19 protein-coding genes and 1 riboswitch are annotated in these 18,262 nt (G+C 69.9%); of the genes, 17 read left to right on the top strand and 2 right to left on the bottom strand.

Annotated elements, in window-relative coordinates; translation table 11 throughout:
- Positions 1 to 10: 10 nt before the first annotated feature.
- Positions 11 to 1,195: a thiolase family protein gene (locus A9G05_RS03925; RefSeq protein WP_069559725.1), complete on the top strand. Its 1,185-nt coding sequence runs from the start codon at positions 11 to 13 to the stop codon at positions 1,193 to 1,195.
- Positions 1,196 to 1,271: 76 nt separating this feature from the next.
- On the opposite strand, the gene A9G05_RS03920 is transcribed toward A9G05_RS03925, so the two are convergent.
- On the bottom strand, positions 1,272 to 1,478 hold the full coding sequence (locus tag A9G05_RS03920; protein ID WP_069559724.1) for a DUF6316 family protein: 207 nt from the start codon (positions 1,476 to 1,478) through the stop codon (positions 1,272 to 1,274).
- Between the two features lie 214 nt (positions 1,479 to 1,692).
- Here A9G05_RS03920 and A9G05_RS03915 point away from each other — a divergent pair, with 214 nt between their 5' ends.
- A complete protein-coding gene (locus A9G05_RS03915) occupies positions 1,693 to 2,646 on the top strand; it encodes a DMT family transporter (protein WP_069559723.1) in 954 nt (317 codons plus the stop codon).
- Between the two features lie 6 nt (positions 2,647 to 2,652).
- Here the strand turns inward: A9G05_RS03915 and A9G05_RS03910 are convergent, their stop codons facing one another.
- Positions 2,653 to 3,504 (bottom strand): HDOD domain-containing protein, encoded by an 852-nt coding sequence (locus A9G05_RS03910; RefSeq protein ID WP_069559722.1) that lies wholly within the window; start codon positions 3,502 to 3,504, stop codon positions 2,653 to 2,655.
- A 121-nt stretch (positions 3,505 to 3,625) separates the two neighbouring features.
- On the opposite strand from A9G05_RS03910, the gene ung reads away from it, so the two are divergent.
- The 15 genes from ung to A9G05_RS03835 all read left to right on the top strand — a co-directional run bounded on the left by ung (position 3,626) and on the right by A9G05_RS03835 (position 18,235).
- Positions 3,626 to 4,321, top strand: coding sequence for a uracil-DNA glycosylase (gene ung / locus A9G05_RS03905; protein WP_069559721.1), 696 nt, complete (start codon positions 3,626 to 3,628; stop codon positions 4,319 to 4,321).
- Positions 4,322 to 4,480: 159 nt separating this feature from the next.
- Positions 4,481 to 5,086 carry an outer membrane protein gene (locus tag A9G05_RS03900; RefSeq protein WP_069559720.1) on the top strand — a complete coding sequence of 202 codons (606 nt, stop codon included), beginning with the start codon at positions 4,481 to 4,483 and terminating at the stop codon, positions 5,084 to 5,086.
- 54 nt (positions 5,087 to 5,140) lie between these two features.
- Positions 5,141 to 5,818, top strand: coding sequence for a response regulator (locus A9G05_RS03895; protein ID WP_069559719.1), 678 nt, complete (start codon positions 5,141 to 5,143; stop codon positions 5,816 to 5,818).
- Positions 5,815 to 7,179, top strand: coding sequence for an ATP-binding protein (locus tag A9G05_RS03890; RefSeq protein ID WP_069559718.1), 1,365 nt, complete (start codon positions 5,815 to 5,817; stop codon positions 7,177 to 7,179). Before A9G05_RS03895 ends, A9G05_RS03890 begins: the two co-directional genes overlap by 4 nt.
- Before the next feature lie 66 nt (positions 7,180 to 7,245).
- Positions 7,246 to 7,460, top strand: a riboswitch (cobalamin riboswitch).
- A gap of 90 nt (positions 7,461 to 7,550) precedes the next feature.
- Positions 7,551 to 9,383 (top strand): TonB-dependent vitamin B12 receptor, encoded by a 1,833-nt coding sequence (gene btuB, locus A9G05_RS03885; protein ID WP_139131073.1) that lies wholly within the window; start codon positions 7,551 to 7,553, stop codon positions 9,381 to 9,383.
- Positions 9,384 to 9,483: 100 nt separating this feature from the next.
- On the top strand, positions 9,484 to 10,095 hold the full coding sequence (cobO, locus tag A9G05_RS03880) for a cob(I)yrinic acid a,c-diamide adenosyltransferase (protein ID WP_069559716.1): 612 nt from the start codon (positions 9,484 to 9,486) through the stop codon (positions 10,093 to 10,095).
- Entirely contained in the window at positions 10,095 to 11,384 is a 1,290-nt protein-coding gene (locus A9G05_RS03875) for a cobyrinate a,c-diamide synthase (RefSeq protein ID WP_165675140.1), read from the top strand. Before cobO ends, A9G05_RS03875 begins: the two co-directional genes overlap by 1 nt.
- The gene (gene bluB / locus A9G05_RS03870; protein ID WP_069559714.1) at positions 11,381 to 12,031 is read left to right on the top strand and encodes a 5,6-dimethylbenzimidazole synthase; all 651 of its coding nucleotides are present in this window, start codon (positions 11,381 to 11,383) and stop codon (positions 12,029 to 12,031) included. Before A9G05_RS03875 ends, bluB begins: the two co-directional genes overlap by 4 nt.
- Positions 12,028 to 12,936 carry an adenosylcobinamide-phosphate synthase CbiB gene (cbiB, locus tag A9G05_RS03865; RefSeq protein WP_069559713.1) on the top strand — a complete coding sequence of 303 codons (909 nt, stop codon included), beginning with the start codon at positions 12,028 to 12,030 and terminating at the stop codon, positions 12,934 to 12,936. The genes bluB and cbiB overlap by 4 nt, the downstream gene beginning before the upstream one ends.
- Positions 12,929 to 13,921, top strand: a complete 993-nt coding sequence (gene cobD, locus A9G05_RS03860; protein ID WP_069559712.1) for a threonine-phosphate decarboxylase CobD — start codon at positions 12,929 to 12,931, stop codon at positions 13,919 to 13,921. Before cbiB ends, cobD begins: the two co-directional genes overlap by 8 nt.
- Positions 13,918 to 15,384, top strand: coding sequence for a cobyric acid synthase (locus tag A9G05_RS03855; protein ID WP_069559711.1), 1,467 nt, complete (start codon positions 13,918 to 13,920; stop codon positions 15,382 to 15,384). The genes cobD and A9G05_RS03855 overlap by 4 nt, the downstream gene beginning before the upstream one ends.
- Complete coding sequence (gene cobU, locus A9G05_RS03850; RefSeq protein ID WP_069559710.1) at positions 15,377 to 15,895, top strand: bifunctional adenosylcobinamide kinase/adenosylcobinamide-phosphate guanylyltransferase; 519 nt, start codon at positions 15,377 to 15,379, stop codon at positions 15,893 to 15,895. The genes A9G05_RS03855 and cobU overlap by 8 nt, the downstream gene beginning before the upstream one ends.
- Positions 15,895 to 16,965, top strand: a complete 1,071-nt coding sequence (cobT, locus tag A9G05_RS03845) for a nicotinate-nucleotide--dimethylbenzimidazole phosphoribosyltransferase (protein WP_069559709.1) — start codon at positions 15,895 to 15,897, stop codon at positions 16,963 to 16,965. Before cobU ends, cobT begins: the two co-directional genes overlap by 1 nt.
- Positions 16,962 to 17,507, top strand: a complete 546-nt coding sequence (gene cobC, locus A9G05_RS03840) for an alpha-ribazole phosphatase family protein (protein ID WP_069559708.1) — start codon at positions 16,962 to 16,964, stop codon at positions 17,505 to 17,507. The genes cobT and cobC overlap by 4 nt, the downstream gene beginning before the upstream one ends.
- A complete protein-coding gene (locus tag A9G05_RS03835; protein WP_069559707.1) occupies positions 17,504 to 18,235 on the top strand; it encodes an adenosylcobinamide-GDP ribazoletransferase in 732 nt (243 codons plus the stop codon). Before cobC ends, A9G05_RS03835 begins: the two co-directional genes overlap by 4 nt.
- Positions 18,236 to 18,262: the final 27 nt, after the last annotated feature.

The raw sequence follows: 18,262 nt of genomic DNA, 5'->3' as shown, positions 1-18,262 counted from the left end.
GAGGTGCGTCATGCGTGAAGTGGTGATAGTCGACAGCGTCCGGACCGGCCTGGCCAAGTCCTTCCGTGGCAAGTTCAACATGACCCGGCCCGATGACATGGCCGCTCACTGCGTGAACGCGCTGCTGGCACGCAACGACCTGGACCCGGCGCTGGTGGACGACTGCGTGGTCGGCGCCGGCTCCAACGAAGGCGCGCAGGGCCACAACATCGGCCGTAACGTGGCCGTGCTGTCGGGCCTGGGCATCGGCGTTGCCGGCATGACCCTTAACCGCTACTGCTCCTCCGGCCTGCAGGCCATCGCCATCGCCGCCAACCAGATCGCCTCCGGCTGCAGCGACGTGATGGTGGCCGGCGGCGTGGAGTCCATCACCCTGACGCTGAAAAGCATCAACCAGGACAACTTCGTCAACCCGCGCCTTAAGCTGGAACACCCCGGCATCTACTACCCCATGGGCCAGACCGCCGAGATCGTCGCGCGCCGCTACAACGTCAGCCGCGAGGTCCAGGACCTCTACGCCCTGCAGAGTCAGCAACGCACCGCCCGGGCCCAGGCCGACGGCCTGTTCGCCGACGAGATCGTGCCGATGAACGTCAAGTACGCGGTGGAGGACAAGGCCAGCGGCGAGAAGCAGATTCTCGACGGCGTGGTGGACCGGGACGACTGCAACCGCGCCGACACCACCCTGGAGGGCCTGAACAGCCTCAAGCCGGTGTTCGCCGAAGACGGCAGCGTCACCGCCGGCAACTCCTCCCAACTCTCCGACGGCGCCTCCATGACCCTGCTGATGAGCCTGGACAAGGCCATCGAGCTGGGCCTCAAGCCCCGTGCCTTCTTCCGTGGCTTCACTGTGGCCGGCTGCGAGCCGGACGAAATGGGCATCGGCCCGGTGTTCTCGGTGCCCAAGCTGCTCAAGGCCCGTGGCCTGAGCATCGATGACATCGACCTGTGGGAGCTGAACGAGGCCTTCGCCTCCCAGTGCGTCCATGCCCGCGATCGCCTGGGCATCGACAACGAGAAGTACAACGTCAACGGCGGCTCCATCTCCATCGGCCACCCCTTCGGCATGACCGGCTCGCGTCAGGTCGGCCACCTGGTGCGCGAGCTGCAGCGTCGCGGCAAGCGCTACGGCATCGTCACCATGTGCGTGGGCGGCGGCATGGGCGCCACCGGGTTGTTCGAAGCGGTCCGCTGAGTTCCAGCGGCCCATATGTGCGAAACCCGCTGGAGGGGACTTCAGCGGGTTTTGCCATTCAAGGGCGGCAGGTCCGTCAGGCGCGGCTTGCGATCATCTCCTTGGCCTGGACCATGCGGCGAATGTAGGAGGTGATCTCCCGCTCGGCATCGGCCCGGGTGAAGTAGGGGCCTTCCAGGGTGCCTTCACGGGTGGCGAAGAAGTACTGGCCGTTCACCGAACTGATCCGGTCGCTGCGGTAATGGGTGCTGGGGCCGGCGTCTTCAGAGCGTTGGCCGTACATGCGGGGTCTCCGAAAGCGGCGTATAGATGCCTGGAGTCTAATGCGTCGCCGCTGCGCTGCACGGGCTGGCGATGGACGGTTGTGATCACAGGTGTGGCTGGCCGACCGGTACAGTTGGCCAGTCGTCTGGCCGGTGGGTGTAGCTGTTTCCTCGTGTCGGCCCGCCCTAGAATGGCGCACCCGCCGTCCTGCGGGCCCTGCCCTGAGGTTTCCCATGCATGTCTCATCCGGCCGCTGGTTTTTCGGCCTGGTTCTCGCCCTCGTCACTGCGGTGCTCTGGGGCATCCTGCCCATCAAGCTGAAGGAAGTGCTGAAGGTGATGGACCCGGTCACCGTGACCTGGTATCGCCTGATGGTTTCCGGCTCCCTGTTGTTCCTCTACCTGGCGGCCACGCGCCGCCTGCCGACGTTCCGACCGCTGGGGCGCAAGGGGGGCTGGCTGGTGGCACTGGCCATCGCCGGGCTGCTGGGCAACTACGTGCTCTACCTGATGGGCCTGCGCATGTTGACGCCGGGCACCACGCAGTTGGTGATCCAGGTGGCGCCGATCCTGCTGTTGCTGGGCAGCCTGTTCGTCTTCAAGGAGCGCTTCAGCCTCGGCCAGGCCCTGGGCCTGCTGGTGCTGGTGAGCGGCTTCGGGCTTTTCTTCAACCAGCGCCTGGAGGAGCTGTTCACCTCCCTGGGCAGCTACACCACCGGCGTGCTGATCGTCCTTGGCGCGGCCTTCGTCTGGACCTTCTACGGGCTGGCGCAGAAGCAACTGCTGACGGTGTGGAATTCCATGCAGGTGATGATGGTGATCTACCTCGGTTGCGCCTTGCTGCTGACCCCGTGGGTCTCACCGCTGGAGGCGCTGCAACTGAGCCACTTGCAGGGCTGGCTGCTGCTGGCCTGCTGCCTGAACACCCTGGTGGCTTACGGCGCCTTCGCCGAGGCCCTGGCCCATTGGGAGGCGTCCCGGGTCAGCGCCACGCTGGCCATCACCCCGCTGGTGACCTTTGCCTCGGTGGCGGTCGCTGCGAGCTTGTGGCCCGACCACGTCCACCCCGAGCAGATCAACGGGCTGGCCTACGGCGGTGCCGTGCTGGTGGTGCTGGGCTCGGCGCTGACTGCCCTGGCACCGTCACTGGTGCGCAGTTGGAAAGCCCGCCGCCAGCGGGCCGGATGATGCCGCTCAGGCGTGGCCCTTGCCGCCCATCAGCTTGAACCAGAACGCCACGCCATTGGCCAGTTCGGTGCGCAGGGTGGCGGCATCCAGTTGGTCCGCCCGCTCCTTGAGCACCCGCCGCCAGGCTGGCAGTTGCGGCAGGCTGGCGTCGTCCGGTTCGCTGGCGCAGAGGCGGCTGGCCACTTGTACCAGGTCGGCCAGGTCGGCCCGCTCACCATGCTGGCGATCCCAGTGGGTGCGGTGGCGCGCGCAGTCCACCAGCACCGGCGGCAGCTTCCAGGCGGTCAGCACCACCACGCCGATGTCCGCCGAGAGCTGATCGCACAGTTGCTCCAGCACGACTTCCTCGCGGGGTATTTCCGGCCACTGGTCGGCCTCGTCCAGCAGCGGCAGGCTGCCAATGTCCTGCACCAGGCCAGCGAGCATGGCGTCTTCCAGAGAAAGGCGAGTGTAGTCCTGGGCCAGGCAGGCGCAGTAGGCGGCGCAGAGCAGGGCGGTGTTCCAGCGATGGCGGAAGACCTTCTGCAGCACCGGGTCCTTGGTGGTCAGCAGGTTCTGCAGGGTGAAGCTGAGCACCAGGTTGTTCAGGCGCTGCATGCCAAGGCGGGCGATCACCTCCTGCAGGTTCACCCCCGGCCGCAGGTTGCGCAGCAGCGGGGTGGCGGCGAACTGCATCAGGTACGCCGCCAGCGGCGGGTTGCTGTGCAGCAGGCGCGTCACCTGCTCCAGGGAGGCGTGCTCGGATGAGAGCAGCTTGCGCAACTGCATCGAGGTCTCCGGCATCTGCGGGACCTTGGCCTCGCCCTTCATGAAGTGGCTGAGCAGCGAGAACTTGAGGCGGTCGTAGCGGTTGTCCATGGGTTGTGTCCTTCCTCCCTCCTCGATTGACAAGAGTAGAGGGCATTTCTTAGGGTGCCCGACCACTGGACGGCCGGCCGGCCGTGCTCATGCGCCACGGGCGCCGCAGACGGGATGCACCATGACTGAAAGCGATCGGATCAAGCTCGAGGCAGGCTGGAAAGAAGCCCTGCGCGACGAATTCGACAAACCTTACATGAACGCGCTGGGAAATTTCCTGCGCACTGAGAAGGCTGCCGGAAAAGAGATCTACCCGCCGGGGCCGATGATCTTCAACGCCCTCAACTCCACGCCGCTGGACCAGGTGAAGGTGGTGATCATCGGTCAGGACCCTTACCACGGTCCGGGCCAGGCCCACGGCCTGTGCTTCTCGGTGCAGCCGGGGGTGGCCATCCCTCCGTCGTTGCTGAACATCTACAAGGAGCTCAAGCGCGACCTGAACCTCGACATGCCCAGCCACGGCTACCTGCAGAGCTGGGCCGAGCAGGGCGTGTTGCTGCTCAACACCTCCCTCACCGTCGAGCGCGGCCAGGCCGGCTCCCATGCCAACCAGGGCTGGCAGCCGTTCACCGACCGGGTGATCGAAGTGGTCAGCCAGCACCAGCCGCACCTGGTGTTCCTGCTCTGGGGCGCCCACGCCCAGAGCAAGCAGCGGCTGATCGACACCCAGAAGCACCTGGCCCTGCGCTCGCCGCATCCCTCGCCGCTGTCGGCTCACCGGGGCTTTCTTGGCAACGGGCACTTCAGCCGTTGCAACAAGTTCCTCGAGCAGCACGGGCTGGCCCCCATCGACTGGCGCGTCCCTCCGCTGGACTGAGTCGTCGCAAAAGGCCTCACCCCCGCCCCGGGCCTGATTTCCTGAGCGTCCGGCTGTTCAGCCGAGGTTCAGCGAGGGTTCAGGGGCGGTTCAGTGGACCGCCTGCATCATGGCTCCCGAGTTCGACACCTACACACGTCAACAAGGGAGATACCCCTCATGAAAAAGATCATCACCCCCCTCGCGCTGGCCACCACCCTGGGCTTCACCGCACTGTCCGCCCACGCCGCCGAGCCCTTCGTGGGCCTGACCTGGGGTCAGACCAACAACAACATCCAGAACTCCTCGGCGCTGAACGCCAACATGGATCACCCGAGCCTGGACAAGGTCATCCACAAGACCGGCACCTGGGGCATTCGCGCCGGCCAGGCCGATGACAAGGGCCGCTACTACGCGACCTACGAAAACTTCTCCGACACCTACAGCGGCAACAAGCTGCGCCAGCAGAACCTGCTCGGCAGCTACGACCTGTTCCTCCCCCTGGGTGACAACAACACCAAGCTGTTCGGCGGTGCCACCCTGGGCCTGGTCAAGCTCGAGCAGGACGGCTCCGGCCTGCGTCGCGACAGCGACATCGGCTACGCCGCCGGCCTGCAGGCCGGTATCCTCCAGGAGCTGAACAAGAACACCTCCATCGAGGCCGGCTATCGTTACCTGCGCACCAACGCCAGCACCGAAGTCGCGCCCCATGGTGGCCCCAAGCTGGGCTCCCTGGACCTGCACAGCAGCTCCCAGGCCTACATCGGCGCCAGCTACAAGTTCTAACCTCGTGCTGCATCAGGGCCGGGCGATTGCCCGGCCCTCCTTATGGAGAAGACGATGAAACTGCTGGTCGTGGAAGATGAGGCGCTGCTGCGCCACCACCTCTATACCCGCCTGGGCGAGCAGGGCCACGTGGTGGACGCAGTCGCCGATGCCGAGGAGGCGCTCTACCGCGCCGAGGAGTACCACCACGACCTGGCGGTGGTGGACCTGGGACTGCCCGGCATGAGCGGGCTCGACCTGATCCGCCAACTGCGCAGCCGCGACAAGACCTTCCCCATCCTCATCCTGACCGCCCGCGGCAACTGGCAGGACAAAGTGGAGGGCCTGGCCGCCGGCGCCGACGACTACGTGGTCAAGCCGTTCCAGTTCGAAGAGCTGGAGGCTCGCCTCAATGCCCTGCTGCGGCGTTCGTCCGGCTTCGTCCAGTCCACCATCGAGGCCGGCCCGCTGGTGCTCGACCTGAACCGCAAGCAGGCGCTGATGAATGGCGAGTCCCTGGGGCTCACCGCCTTCGAATACCGCATCCTCGAATACCTCATGCGCCACCATCAGCAGGTGGTCGCCAAGGAGCGGCTGATGGAGCAGCTCTACCCGGACGACGACGAGCGCGACCCCAATGTCATCGAAGTGCTGGTCGGCCGATTGCGGCGCAAGCTCGAGGGTGACAACGGCTTCCGCCCCATCGACACGGTGCGCGGCCAGGGCTACCTGTTCACCGAGCGCTGCCGATGAGGCGACACCCCCTGGCGGGGTTCTCCCTGCGTCTGCGGTTGATGCTCGGCGCTGCCGGCCTGGCGGTGCTGTTCATGCTGGCGTTGCTGCCGGTGCTCAGCAAAGCGTTCGACACCGCCATGGAGCAGGCCATCGAGAAGCGCCTCGCGGCCGATGCCAGCGCGCTGATCGCCGCCGCCCGCATCGTCGACGGCAAGCTCGACATGCCCGACAAGCTCCCCGACGAGGAGTTCGACAACCTCGACGCCCACCAGCTCGGCTTCATCTACGACAGTGAAGGCCGGCTGATCTGGCAGTCACGCTCCTCCCAGGACGAGAGCGTCCACTACCTGCCGCGCTACGACGGGCGTGGCCACGAGTTCACCCAGATCCACGACGATCGCAGCCGACGCTTCTTCGTCTACGACGTCGAGATCGACCTGCTGCGCGGCCAGGCCGCTGCCTTCAGCATCGTCACCATGCAACCGATGAGCGACTACCAGGTGATGCACGACGGCTTCCTCCAACAGCTCTACTTCTGGCTCGGCACGGCCCTGCTGGCGCTGCTGGTGATGCTCTGGTTCGGCCTCACCTGGGGTTTTCGCAGCCTGCGCCGCCTCAGCGAAGAGCTGGACCAGGTGGAGTCCGGTACCCGTGACGCCCTGAGCGACGCCCACCCCCGCGAACTGCTGCGCCTGACCAAGTCCCTCAACCGCCTGCTGGACAGCGAACGCCGCCAGCGCGAGCGCTACCGCCATTCCCTCGACGATCTGGCCCACAGCCTCAAGACACCGCTCTCGGTGCTGCAGGGCGTCAGCGAAACCATCGCCGCCCGCCCCGGCGACACCGAACCGGCGCGGGTGCTGCGCAACCAGATCGAACGCATGAGCCAGCAGATCGGCTACCAGTTGCAACGGGCCACCCTGCGCAAGAGCGGCCTGGTGCGCCACCGGGTGCAGCTCGCCCCGTTGCTGGACACCCTCTGTGACGCCCTCGACAAGGTCTACCGCGACAAGCGGGTCAAGGTCCTGCGGGACTTCGACCCGGCCCTGCAGGTGCCCGTGGAGCAGGGCGCCCTGCTGGAGATGCTCGGCAACCTGCTGGAGAACGCCTACCGGTTGTGCCTCGGCACCGTGCGGGTCAGCGCCCGGGAGAACGGGGCCAGTTGCGAGCTGGTGGTCGAGGACGACGGCCCCGGCGTACCGGCGGACCAGCGCGCGCGCATCCTCCAGCGCGGAGAGCGGGCCGACGCCCAGCACCCGGGGCAGGGCATCGGCACCGCCGTGGTGCTGGACATCGTCGAGAGCTTCGAGGGCGAACTGGCCCTGGGTGACTCGCCCCTGGGCGGCGCCGAGTTCCGCATCCGCCTGCCGCTTCAATGAACCCTGGCTCACCCCGCCCGACCGGCGCGGGCTCCGGCTGATTGACCCTGCTCAGACACGCCACTAAGCTGCGCGCCTGCACCAGGTGCCCCACGGTTTTTGGCCGGCGGGGTGAAACAGGGAAGCCGGTCCATTCCATCAAGAATCCGGCGCTGCCCCCGCAACGGTAGGCGAGTCAACCACCGCATCCAGCCACTGTGCCCAGGCATGGGAAGGCGCGGTCAGGGAACCCCAGGTTCCGCTCGCAAGCCCGGAGACCGGCCCGGTGCGAGCGGGCATGGCCACGGCCATGCGTCCATCCCTGGAGTCGCGCGGGTGGCGCGACGGAGACCCACATGCAGTCCCCCGTATCCCGGGCATCCGCCACATGGATGCTGCTCGGCCTTGGCGCCGTATTCCCCGCCCATGGCGAGCCCCTCGAACTGACGCCGCAGAGCGTCACCGCCACGCGCACCTCGCAGCCTGTGCGCGCCAGTCTGGCCGCCACCACCGTCATCGACCGTGACGCCATCGAGCGCAGCCAGGCCCGCTCGGTGCCCGAGCTGCTGCGCCAGGTGCCCGGCGTCACCCTCAGCAACAACGGCGGCCCCGGCAAGAACACCACGCTGTTCATGCGTGGCGCCGAGTCCGATCACGTGCTGGTGCTGGTGGACGGGGTGAAGATCGGTGCGGCCAGCAACGGCTTGGCCGCCTTCCAGGACCTGCCGGTGGAGCTGATCGAGCGCATCGAAGTGGTCCGCGGCCCGCGCTCCAGCCTCTACGGCTCCGAAGCCATCGGCGGGGTGATCCAGATCTTCACCCGTCAGGGCAGCGGCGACGGCACTGCCAAGCCCTGGTTCTCCGCCGGCTACGGCACCCACGACAGCTACCAGGGCAGCGCCGGCGTCAGCGGCGGTGGCGAGCAGGGCTGGTACAGCCTGGGCATCAGCAGCCAGGACAGCGATGGCATCGACGCCATCAGCCCGCGTAGCAGCTACCACGAGGGCGACGCCGACGGCTACCGCAACCTCTCCGGCACCCTGCGCGCCGGCTACCGCTTCGACAACGGCCTGGAACTGGACGGCACCCTCCTGCGGGCCAAGGCCCACACCGACCTGGACCTGGTGTCCCCGTTCAGCCCCGGCGGCGGCCGCAATGCCAACGCCGACAACGAGCAGCGTGTCATCGGCGGGCGCGCCCGTTTCAGCCCGGTGGAGCCCTGGGGCATCACCCTCCAGGCCGGCCGCAGCGAAGACCTGTCGCGCACCGAGGCCGGCGGGCAGTTCGACTCGCGCTTCGACAGCCAGCGCAACACCGCCTCCTGGCTCAACGAGCTCACCCTGACCGAGGGCCACACCCTCAGCCTCGGCCATGACTGGCAGCAGGACGAGGTGGACAGCTCCACCCACTTCGACCGCGACTCGCGCCTCAACCGCGGCACCTTCGCCCAGTACCTGGGGGAGGCCGGCCGACAGGACTGGCAACTCGCCCTGCGCCGCGACAACAACCAGCAGTTCGGCCGCCACGACACCGGCAGCGCCGCCTGGGGTTATGCGCTCAGCGATGCGCTGCGCTTCAGCCTCAGCTATGGCACCGCCTTCAAGGCCCCCACTTTCAACGAGCTGTACTACCCCGGCTACGGCAACCCCAGGCTCAAGGCCGAGACCTCTGAAAGCTTCGAGGCGGCGCTGCGCGGCGAGCACGACTGGGGGCACTGGTCGGCCAACCTGTTCCGCACCCACGTCGACGACCTCATCGTCCACGACGCCCAGGCCGGCACCGGCCCCTTCGGCGGCCCCAACAACATCGGCAAGGCGCGCATCGACGGCGCCGAGCTGAGCCTCGGCAGCCGCTGGCTCGGTTGGGACTGGAACGCCAACCTGACCCTGCTCGACAGCGTCAACCGCGCCCACGACGGCAACCACGGCAATCAGTTGCCGCGTCGTGCCCAGCAGGTGTTCAACCTGGACCTGGACCGGCGCATCGGCGCCATCGGCCTGGGCGCCACCCTGCATGCCGAAGGCCGGCGTTTCGACGACGTCGCCAACGACGACCGCCTGGCCGGCTTTGCCACCCTCGACCTGCGGGGCGAGTACTGGCTGAGCGAGGAGTGGCGCCTGCAAGCCAAGGTCAGCAACCTCTTCGCTGCCGACTACGAGACCGCCAAGGACTTCAACCAGCCTGGCCAGGCCGTCTACTTCAGCGTTCGCTACCAGGCCCTGTAACCCCTGAGCATCGTGGCCGAGGGCGGCGAAACAGCCCGCCCCCGGCGTAAACTGCGCATCTTCCGCCGGCGCCCGTGTCGGCCCCGAACCGAGGACTCCCATGAGCGAATCCCCCGAACGCGACCAGCGCCACAAGGCGCGCATGCAGCGCAAGAAAGCCCTGATCGACGAGAAGATCGCCCAGGCCCAGGACGAGTACGGCCTGCTGCTGGTGCACACCGGCAACGGCAAGGGCAAGAGCAGCTCCGCCTTCGGCATGGTCGCCCGCGCCCTCGGCCACGGCTTCAAGGTGGGCGTGGTGCAGTTCATCAAGGGCGGCATGTCCACCGGCGAGGAAGCCTTCTTCCGCCGCTTCCCCGAAGAGGTCAGCTTCCACGTCATGGGCGAGGGCTACACCTGGGACACCCAGGACCGCCAGCGCGACATCGACAAGGCCCGCGCCGCCTGGGCCGTGGCCCGTGAGTTGCTGGACGACCCCGAGGTGGGCCTGGTGGTGCTCGACGAGCTGAACATCGCCCTCAAGCACGGCTACCTGGCGCTGGACGAGGTGCTGCGCGACATCGAGTCCCGCCCCGAGCACCAGCACGTGGTCGCCACCGGCCGGGGCGCGCCCGAGGCGCTGATCGAGGCGGCGGACACCGTCACCGAGATGAGCCTGGTCAAGCACGCCTTCAAGGCCGGGGTGAAGGCCCAGAAGGGCGTGGAGTTCTGATGACCCGCACCTGCCCCGCACTGCTCATCGCCGCCCCCGCCTCCGGCCAGGGCAAGACCACCGTCACCGCCGCCCTGGCGCGCCTGCACGCCCGCCAGGGCCGGCGCGTGCGGGTGTTCAAGTGCGGGCCGGACTTCCTCGACCCGATGATCCTCGCCCGCGCCTCGGGCCACCCGGTCTACCAGTTGGACCTGTGGATGATCGGCGAGGCCGAAAGCCGGCGCCTGCTGTGGGAAGCGGCGGGGGAGGCGGACCTGATCCTCATCGAGGGCGTCATGGGGCTGTTCGACGGCTCGCCGTCCGCCGCCGACCTGGCGCGGCACTTCGGCGTGCCGGTGCTGGGGGTGATCAACGGCGCCGCCATGGCCCAGACCTTCGGCGCCCTGGCCGTGGGCCTGGCCACCTACCAACCGGACCTGCCGTTCGCCGGCGTCCTCGGCAACCGCGTTGGCAGCCAGCGCCACAGCGACCTGATCCGTGACAGCCTGCCGGACTGGATCCGCTGGTACGGTGCCCTGCCGCGCAGCGCCGAGGTGGAGCTGCCCAGCCGCCACCTGGGGCTGGTGCAGGCCGAGGAGCTGGCCGACCTGGACGCCCGCCTGGATGCCGCCGCCGATGCCCTGGCCGCCAGCGCCGAAGTGGCGTTGCCGCCCGCCGTGGCCTTCGCCGCGCCGGCAGACGAACCCCTCGAACCCTGGCTCGAGGGCGTGCGCATCGGCGTCGCCCGTGACACCTCCTTCGCCTTCCTCTACCAGGGCAACCTCGACCTGCTGCAGCGCCTGGGCGCCGAGCTGGTGTACTTTTCGCCCCTGACGGACGCCGAACTGCCGACGGTGGACAGCCTCTACCTGCCCGGTGGCTACCCGGAGCTGCACCTGCCGCAACTGGCCGGCAACCCGGCCATGGCCGCCGCCATCCGCGCCCACCACCAGGCCGGCAAGCCGATCCTCGCCGAGTGCGGCGGCATGCTCTACCTGCTGGAGGCGCTCACCGATGCCGCCGGCCAGTCCGCCGAGCTGCTGGGCCTGCTGCCCGGCCGCGCGGTGATGCAGAAGCGCCTGGCCGCCCTGGCCCTGCAGGAAGCCGCGCTGCCGGAAGGCACCCTGCGCGGGCACACCTTCCACCACTCGCTGCTGGAGTCCCCCGAGGCACCGCTGGTGCGCGGCCTGTGTCCCAACGACAAGCCGGTGGCCGAGGCGGTGTACCGCATCGGCCGGCTGACTGCCTCGTACATCCACTTCTACCTGCCGTCCAACCCCCGGGCGGCCGCGGAGCTGCTGCGCCCATGAGCGACCACGCCTACCGCCCCGAGGACCGCGAGGCGATCTACCGGGTCATCGCCGAGCGCCGCGACATGCGTCACTTCGTCGGCGGTGAGGTGGCGCCCGAGCTGCTGGCGCGGCTGCTGCAGGCTGCCCATCAGGCGCCCAGCGTCGGGCTGATGCAGCCTTGGCGCTTCATCCGCATCCGCGACCGGGCGCTGCGCGAGGCCATCCACGGCCTGGTGGAGGCGGAGCGGGTGCGCACCGCCGAGGCCCTGGGCGAGCGTTCCGACGAATTCATGCGGCTGAAGGTGGAAGGCATCCTCGACTGCGCCGAGCTGCTGGTGGCCGGTCTGATGGACGGGCGCGAAGCCCATGTCTTCGGGCGACGCACCCTGCCGGAAATGGATATGGCTTCGCTGGCCTGCGCCATTCAGAATCTCTGGCTCGCCGCCCGCGCCGAAGGGCTGGGCATGGGCTGGGTCTCGCTGTTCGAGCCCCAGGCCCTGGCCGACCTGCTGGGCATGCCGCCCGGCAGCAAGCCCCTGGCGGTGCTCTGCCTGGGCCCGGTGGAAGCCTTCTACCCGGCGCCGATGCTGGCGCTGGAAGGCTGGGCGCAACCGCGCCCGCTGAGTGATCTGCTGTTCGAGAACCATTGGGGACACACGCAATGAGCCTGGGCCTGACCACACTGGTCGCACTGCTGCTGGACGCCCTGTTCGGCGAGCCCCGTCGCGGCCACCCGCTGGTGCTGTTCGGCCGCTGGGCCGAGCGCCTGGAGCGTCGTTTCAATCCGGGCGGACGCGGCTGGCGCAGCCACGGCGTCAGCGCCTGGCTGCTGGCGGTGCTGCCGCCGACGGCGGTGGTCTGGCTGCTGGCCGATATCCCCGGGCTGGGCTGGGTGGTCAGCGTGCTGGCGCTGTATGCCGCCGTCGGCCTGCGCAGCCTCAACGAACACGCCGAGCCGGTGGCCCAGGCGCTGGAGCAGGGCGACCTGGCCCGCGCGCGGGAACGGGTCGGCTACATGGTCAGCCGCGACACCCGCGAGCTGGACGACAGCGCCGTGGCCCGCGCCGCCACCGAATCGGTGCTGGAGAACGGCAGCGACGCGGTGTTCGCCGCGCTGTTCTGGTTCGCCGTGGCCGGCGCGCCGGGGGTGGTGCTCTACCGCCTGGCCAACACCCTCGACGCCATGTGGGGCTACCGCAACGCGCGCTTCGAACGCTTCGGCTGGGCGGCGGCGCGCATCGACGACGTCCTCAACTACATCCCCGCGCGTCTGGTGGCGCTGACCTACGCCGTGCTCGGCAAGACAGCGCTGGCCCTGCAGTGCTGGCGCAAGCAGGCGCCGCTGTGGGACAGCCCCAACGCCGGCCCGGTGATGGCCGCCGGCGCCGGCGCGCTGGGCGTGCAACTGGGCGGGCCGGCGATCTACCACGGCGAGCTGCACGAGCGGCCGCGCCTGGGGGAGGGCGAGCCCGCCTGCGCCGTCGACATCCAGCGCGGCATGGACCTGGTGCGCCAGGGCGTGATGCTCTGGGTCGCCGTACTGATCGTCGGAGGGTGGCTCCTTGCTTGAACATGGCGGACGGCTGCGCCTGGCCGCGCAGCGCTATCGCATTCCCGAAGGCGACTGGCTGGACCTCTCCACCGGCATCGCCCCCTACGGCCTGACCCTGCCGCCGATCCCCGCCCAGGCCTGGGCCCGCCTGCCGGAGCGGGACGACGGCCTGGAAGACGCCGCCCGCGACTACTACGGCGCCTGTGGGCTGCTGCCGGTGGCCGGCTCCCAGGCCGCGATCCAGGCCCTGCCGCGTCTGCGCAAGCGCAGCCAGGTGGGCATCATCTCGCCGTGCTACGCCGAGCACGCCGCCGCCTGGCGCCGTGAAGGCCACCGCCTCGAAGAGATCAGCGAAGCCGGCGCCCGCCGCGCCGTGGATCGCCTCGACGTGCTGCTGGTGGTCAACCCCAACAACCCCACCGGGCAGCGTTTCACCCCGGACCTGCTGCTGGACTGGCACGGCCGCCTGGCCGAGCGCGGTGGCTGGCTGGTGGTGGACGAGGCGTTCATGGACGTCACCCCGGAGCAGAGCCTGGCCAATGCCAGCCACCTGCCGGGGCTGATCGTGCTGCGCTCCTTCGGCAAGTTCTTCGGCTTGGCCGGCCTGCGCCTGGGCTTCGTGCTGGCCGAGGGGCGGCTGCTGGGCGAACTGGACGAACTGCTCGGCCCCTGGACCGTCAGCGGCCCGGCCCGCGCCCTGGCCCGGAGCCTGCTGGAAGACCGCGCCGGCCAGGCCCGGCAGCGCGAGCGCCTGCAGGCCGACGGGCAGCGCCTGGAGGCCCTGCTGGCCGGCCACGATCTGGTGCCCACCGGCGGCTGCGCGCTGTTCCAGTGGGTGGCCATGCCCCACGCCAAGGTGCTGCACGAGTACCTGGCGGCGCGGGGCATCCTCACCCGGCTGTTCACCGCACCGCCCAGCCTGCGCTTCGGCCTGCCGCCTGACGCGGCCGGCTGGCGCCGCCTCGACGAGGCGCTGGCCGGCTTCAACCAGGAGTTCGCATGACCACCCTCATGGTGCAGGGCACCACCTCCGACGCCGGCAAGAGCACCCTGGTGACCGCGCTGTGCCGCTGGCTCAAGCGCCAGGGCGTGGCCGTGGTGCCGTTCAAGCCGCAGAACATGGCGCTGAACAGCGCGGTGACCGCCGATGGCGGCGAGATCGGCCGCGCCCAGGCGGTGCAGGCCCAGGCCTGCGGGCTGGCGCCGCACACCGACATGAACCCGGTGCTGCTCAAGCCCAACAGCGACACCGGCGCCCAGGTGATTATCCACGGCCGCGCCGTCACCTCGATGAATGCTGTGGCCTACCACGACTACAAGAAGGTCGCCCTGCAGGCGGTGCTGGCCTCCCACCAGCGCCTGCAGGCGGGCTACCAGGTGGTGATGGTGGAGGGCGCCGGCTCCCCGGCGGAGATCAACCTGCGCGCCAACGACATCGCCAACATGGGCTTCGCCGAGGCGGTGGACTGCCCGGTGATCCTCATCGCCGACATCGACCGGGGCGGCGTCTTCGCCCACCTGGTGGGCACCCTGGAACTGCTCTCGGACAGCGAGCAGGCACGGGTGAAGGGCTTCGTCATCAACCGCTTCCGGGGCGACATCGCCCTGCTGCAACCCGGCCTCGACTGGCTGGAGCAGCGCACCGGCAAGCCAGTGCTGGGGGTGCTGCCGTACCTCACCGACTTCCACCTGGAGGCCGAGGATGCCATCGACCGCCGCCAGGCCGACAAGACCGGCGAGGTGCTGCGGGTGGCGGTGCCGGTGCTGCCGCGCATCAGCAACCACACCGATTTCGATCCCCTGCGCCTGCACCCGCAGGTGCAGCTCACCTTCGTTGCGCCGGGGCAGCCGCTGCCACCGGCTGACCTGGTCATCCTCCCCGGCTCCAAGAGCGTGCGCGCCGACCTGGCGCGGCTGCGCGAACATGGCTGGGACCGCGCCCTGGCCCGTCACCTGCGCTACGGCGGCAAGGTGCTGGGCATCTGCGGCGGCTACCAGATGCTCGGCCGGCGCATCGCCGATCCCCATGCCCTGGAAGGCCCGGCGGGGGAGAGCGAGGGCCTCGGCCTGCTGGAACTGGACACCGTGCTGGAGCCGGAGAAGCAACTGCGTAACGTGCGCGGCCGCCTGAGCCTGGGCGACGTGCCGGTGAGCGGCTACGAGATCCACGCCGGGGTCAGCCAGGGCTCGGCCCTGGAGCGCCCCGTCGTTCAGTTGGACGATGGCCGCTGCGATGGGGCCCTGAGCCCGGACGGCCAGGTGCTCGGCACCTACCTGCACGGCCTGTTCGAGGGCGCCGAGGCCCGCGAGGCGCTGCTGCGCTGGGCCGGCCTGGAGCAGGTGCAGGCGGTGGACTACCCGGCGCTGCGCGAGCGCGACATCGAGCGCCTGGCCGATCAGGTCGAGCGCCACCTGGACACCGACCTGCTGCGCCGCCTCTGCGGCCTGGAGCCTGCCCATGGCTGAACTGATCCTCGGCGGCGCCCGCTCGGGCAAGAGCCGCCTGGCCGAACGACAGGCGGCCGACTCCGGTCTGGCGGTGGTGTACATCGCCACCAGCCAGCCGCTGGATGGCGAGATGAGCGCCCGCGTCGCCCATCACCGTGCCCGCCGGCCCGACCACTGGAGTCTGGTAGAGGAGCCCGTGGAGCTGGCCCGCGTGCTGCGCGAGCGTGCCGGTGCCGACACCTGCCTGCTGGTGGACTGCCTGACCCTCTGGCTCACCAACCTGCTGATGCTGGAGGACGATGCGCGCCTGGCTGCCGAGCGCGATGCGCTGCTGGCCTGCATCGCCGAGCTGCCCGGCCGCGTGCTGCTGGTGAGTAATGAAACCGGCCTGGGGGTGGTGCCCCTGGGTGAATTGACCCGGCGCTACGTGGACGAGGCGGGCTGGCTGCACCAGGCCCTGGCCGAACGCTGCACCCGCGTGACTTTTACCGTCGCCGGCCTGCCCATGCTGTTGAAGGGAGCTTCCTGATGAACACCGACGCTTGGTGGCTGGCCGCCTGCCAACCCGAAGACGCCTCCGCCCGCGACCTGGCCCTCACCCGGCAGGGCCAGTTGACCAAGCCCCGTGGCGCCCTGGGCCGCCTGGAGGACGTGGCCGTGACCCTGGCTGCCCTGCAGGGCCGCGAGCGTCCGCGCATCGAGCGGCCCTGGTTCACCGTGTTCGCCGGTGACCACGGCGTGGTGGCCGAGGGCGTGTCGGCCTATCCCCAGGCGGTGACCGGCGAGATGCTGCGCAACTTCGTGCGCGGCGGTGCCGCCATCAGCGTGCTGGCGCGCACCCAGGGCGCACCGCTGGAGCTGGTGGACCTGGGCACCGCCGTGCCCATCGAGCCGCTGCCCGGTGTGCTGCACCTGAACCTCGGGCCGGGTACGGCAAACTTCGCCCAGGGCCCGGCGATGACCGAAGCGCAGTGCCACGCCGCCCTGGCAGCCGGCCGCGACAGCGCCGAGCGTGCCCGTGCCGAAGGCGCCGACCTGTACCTGGGCGGCGAGATGGGCATCGGCAACACCACCACCGCCAGCGCCCTGGCTGCCGCCCTGACCGGCACCTCCGCCACCACCCTGGCGGGCCCGGGCACCGGCCTGGACGCGGTGGGCGTGCAGCGCAAGGCCCAGGTGATCGACCAGGCCCTGGCGCTGCACCGGGCTCACTGCGAGGCCCCGCTTCTGGGCACCCTGGAGGCCCTGCGGCGCCTGGGCGGCTTCGAACTGGCGGCCCTGGCGGGCGCCTACCTGGCCTGTGCCCAGCGTGGCATCCCGGTGCTGGTGGATGGCTTCATCTGCAGCGTTGCCGCGCTCTGTGCCGTGCGCCTCAACCCCACGTGCCGTCCCTGGCTGTTGTTTGCCCACCGCTCCGCCGAGCCCGGCCATCGGGCGGTGCTGGAGGCCCTGGGCGCCGAGCCGCTGCTGGACCTGGGCCTGCGTCTGGGCGAGGGCAGTGGTGCGGCGGTGGCTTTGCCGCTGCTGCGCCTGGCCTGCGAGCTGCACGGCGGCATGGCCACCTTCGCCGAGGCGGCGGTATCGGACCGCCCGGCATGAGCCGGGTCATCGACCTGCTGCGCCATGGCGAGACCGAGCGCGGTGGCGGTTTTCGCGGCAGCCTCGACGATGCCCTGACCGCCACCGGCTGGGCACAGATGCGCGCCGCCGTGGAAGGCGCCGGGCCCTGGGGGCGGATCGTCAGCTCGCCGTTGCAGCGTTGCGCCGTCTTCGCCCGCGAGCTGGCGGAGCGGCTGGCGCTGCCCCTGGCCTTCGACGAGGACCTGCGCGAATTGCACTTCGGCGACTGGGAAGGGCGCAGCGCGGCCGAGCTGATGGAGACCGACGCCGATGGGCTCGGTGCCTTCTGGAATGACCCCTATGCCTTCACCCCGCCCAACGGCGAGCCACTGGAGGCTTTCGAGGCGCGGGTGCTGGCGGCCCGCCAGCGGCTGCTGGAGGGCGGCGATGGGCCGGTGTTGGTGGTCAGCCATGGCGGGGTGATCCGCCTGTTGCTGGCGCAGGCCCGGGGCCTGCCCCGGCAGCAACTGATGAGCGTCGAGGTGCCCCACGCCTCGCTGCAACGGATCGTGCTGCCATGACGCCGTTGCTGATCGCCTTGCAGTTCCTCACCCGCCTGCCGGTGCGCCTGCCGGGCATGCCCGAGCCGCAGCAGATCGGTCGTTCGCTGCTGTTCTACCCGCTGGTGGGCGTGCTGCTCGGCCTGTTGCTGCTGGGCCTGGAGTGGCTGCTGGGGGATACCGCGCTGCTGCTCAAGGCGGCGCTGCTGTTGGCCGCCTGGGTGGCCCTGAGCGGTGGCCTGCACCTGGATGGCCTGGCCGATACGGCGGATGCCTGGGTCGGCGGCTACGGCGACCGCGAGCGCACCCTGGCGATCATGAAGGACCCACGCAGCGGCCCCATCGCGGTGGTGGTGCTGGTGCTGGTGTTGCTGCTGAAGTTCGCCGCGCTGGTGGCGCTGCTGGAGCAGGGCCCCATCGCTGCGCTGCTGCTGGCGCCCTGGCTGGCGCGCGGCCTGCTGCCGTTGCTGTTCATGACCACGCCCTATGTGCGCCCGGGCGGCCTGGGCCAGGCCCTGGCCGAGCACCTGCCGCGCCAGGCGCTGCCCTGGGTGCTGGGCGCTCATGCGCTGCTGGGGCTGGTGTTCGGCTGGGTGGCGCTGGTGTCGCTGCTGGCGGCCCTGGCGGTGTTCGCCGGGTGGCGGCGCGGCCTGATGCGTCGGTTGGGCGGCACCACCGGTGACACCGCCGGAGCGCTGGTGGAGCTGGTGGAGGTGGGGGTGCTGGTGGCGGTAGCGCTGCTGGGTTGAGCACCGGGGCCGCGCGGCCCCGGTGCG

The organism is Pseudomonas sp. ENNP23, from assembly GCF_001728945.1.
GTDB classification, from domain to species: domain Bacteria; phylum Pseudomonadota; class Gammaproteobacteria; order Pseudomonadales; family Pseudomonadaceae; genus Metapseudomonas; species Metapseudomonas otitidis.
The sequence above is the reverse complement of the archived record's forward strand: the minus strand, read 5'-3'. Positions and strand labels throughout refer to the sequence as shown.

Coding starts and splice junctions, on each gene's coding strand:
- cobT (WP_069559709.1), top strand. CDS start 15,895: ATGAACACCGACGCTTGGTGGCTGGCCGCCTGCCAACCCGAAGACGCC.
- A9G05_RS03910 (WP_069559722.1), bottom strand. CDS start 3,504: ATGGACAACCGCTACGACCGCCTCAAGTTCTCGCTGCTCAGCCACTTC.
- A9G05_RS03925 (WP_069559725.1), top strand. CDS start 11: ATGCGTGAAGTGGTGATAGTCGACAGCGTCCGGACCGGCCTGGCCAAG.
- A9G05_RS03915 (WP_069559723.1), top strand. CDS start 1,693: ATGCATGTCTCATCCGGCCGCTGGTTTTTCGGCCTGGTTCTCGCCCTC.
- A9G05_RS03920 (WP_069559724.1), bottom strand. CDS start 1,478: ATGTACGGCCAACGCTCTGAAGACGCCGGCCCCAGCACCCATTACCGC.
- A9G05_RS03855 (WP_069559711.1), top strand. CDS start 13,918: ATGACCACCCTCATGGTGCAGGGCACCACCTCCGACGCCGGCAAGAGC.
- ung (WP_069559721.1), top strand. CDS start 3,626: ATGACTGAAAGCGATCGGATCAAGCTCGAGGCAGGCTGGAAAGAAGCC.
- cobO (WP_069559716.1), top strand. CDS start 9,484: ATGAGCGAATCCCCCGAACGCGACCAGCGCCACAAGGCGCGCATGCAG.
- A9G05_RS03895 (WP_069559719.1), top strand. CDS start 5,141: ATGAAACTGCTGGTCGTGGAAGATGAGGCGCTGCTGCGCCACCACCTC.
- A9G05_RS03875 (WP_165675140.1), top strand. CDS start 10,095: ATGACCCGCACCTGCCCCGCACTGCTCATCGCCGCCCCCGCCTCCGGC.
- A9G05_RS03835 (WP_069559707.1), top strand. CDS start 17,504: ATGACGCCGTTGCTGATCGCCTTGCAGTTCCTCACCCGCCTGCCGGTG.
- btuB (WP_139131073.1), top strand. CDS start 7,551: ATGCTGCTCGGCCTTGGCGCCGTATTCCCCGCCCATGGCGAGCCCCTC.
- A9G05_RS03890 (WP_069559718.1), top strand. CDS start 5,815: ATGAGGCGACACCCCCTGGCGGGGTTCTCCCTGCGTCTGCGGTTGATG.
- cobC (WP_069559708.1), top strand. CDS start 16,962: ATGAGCCGGGTCATCGACCTGCTGCGCCATGGCGAGACCGAGCGCGGT.
- cbiB (WP_069559713.1), top strand. CDS start 12,028: ATGAGCCTGGGCCTGACCACACTGGTCGCACTGCTGCTGGACGCCCTG.
- bluB (WP_069559714.1), top strand. CDS start 11,381: ATGAGCGACCACGCCTACCGCCCCGAGGACCGCGAGGCGATCTACCGG.
- A9G05_RS03900 (WP_069559720.1), top strand. CDS start 4,481: ATGAAAAAGATCATCACCCCCCTCGCGCTGGCCACCACCCTGGGCTTC.
- cobU (WP_069559710.1), top strand. CDS start 15,377: ATGGCTGAACTGATCCTCGGCGGCGCCCGCTCGGGCAAGAGCCGCCTG.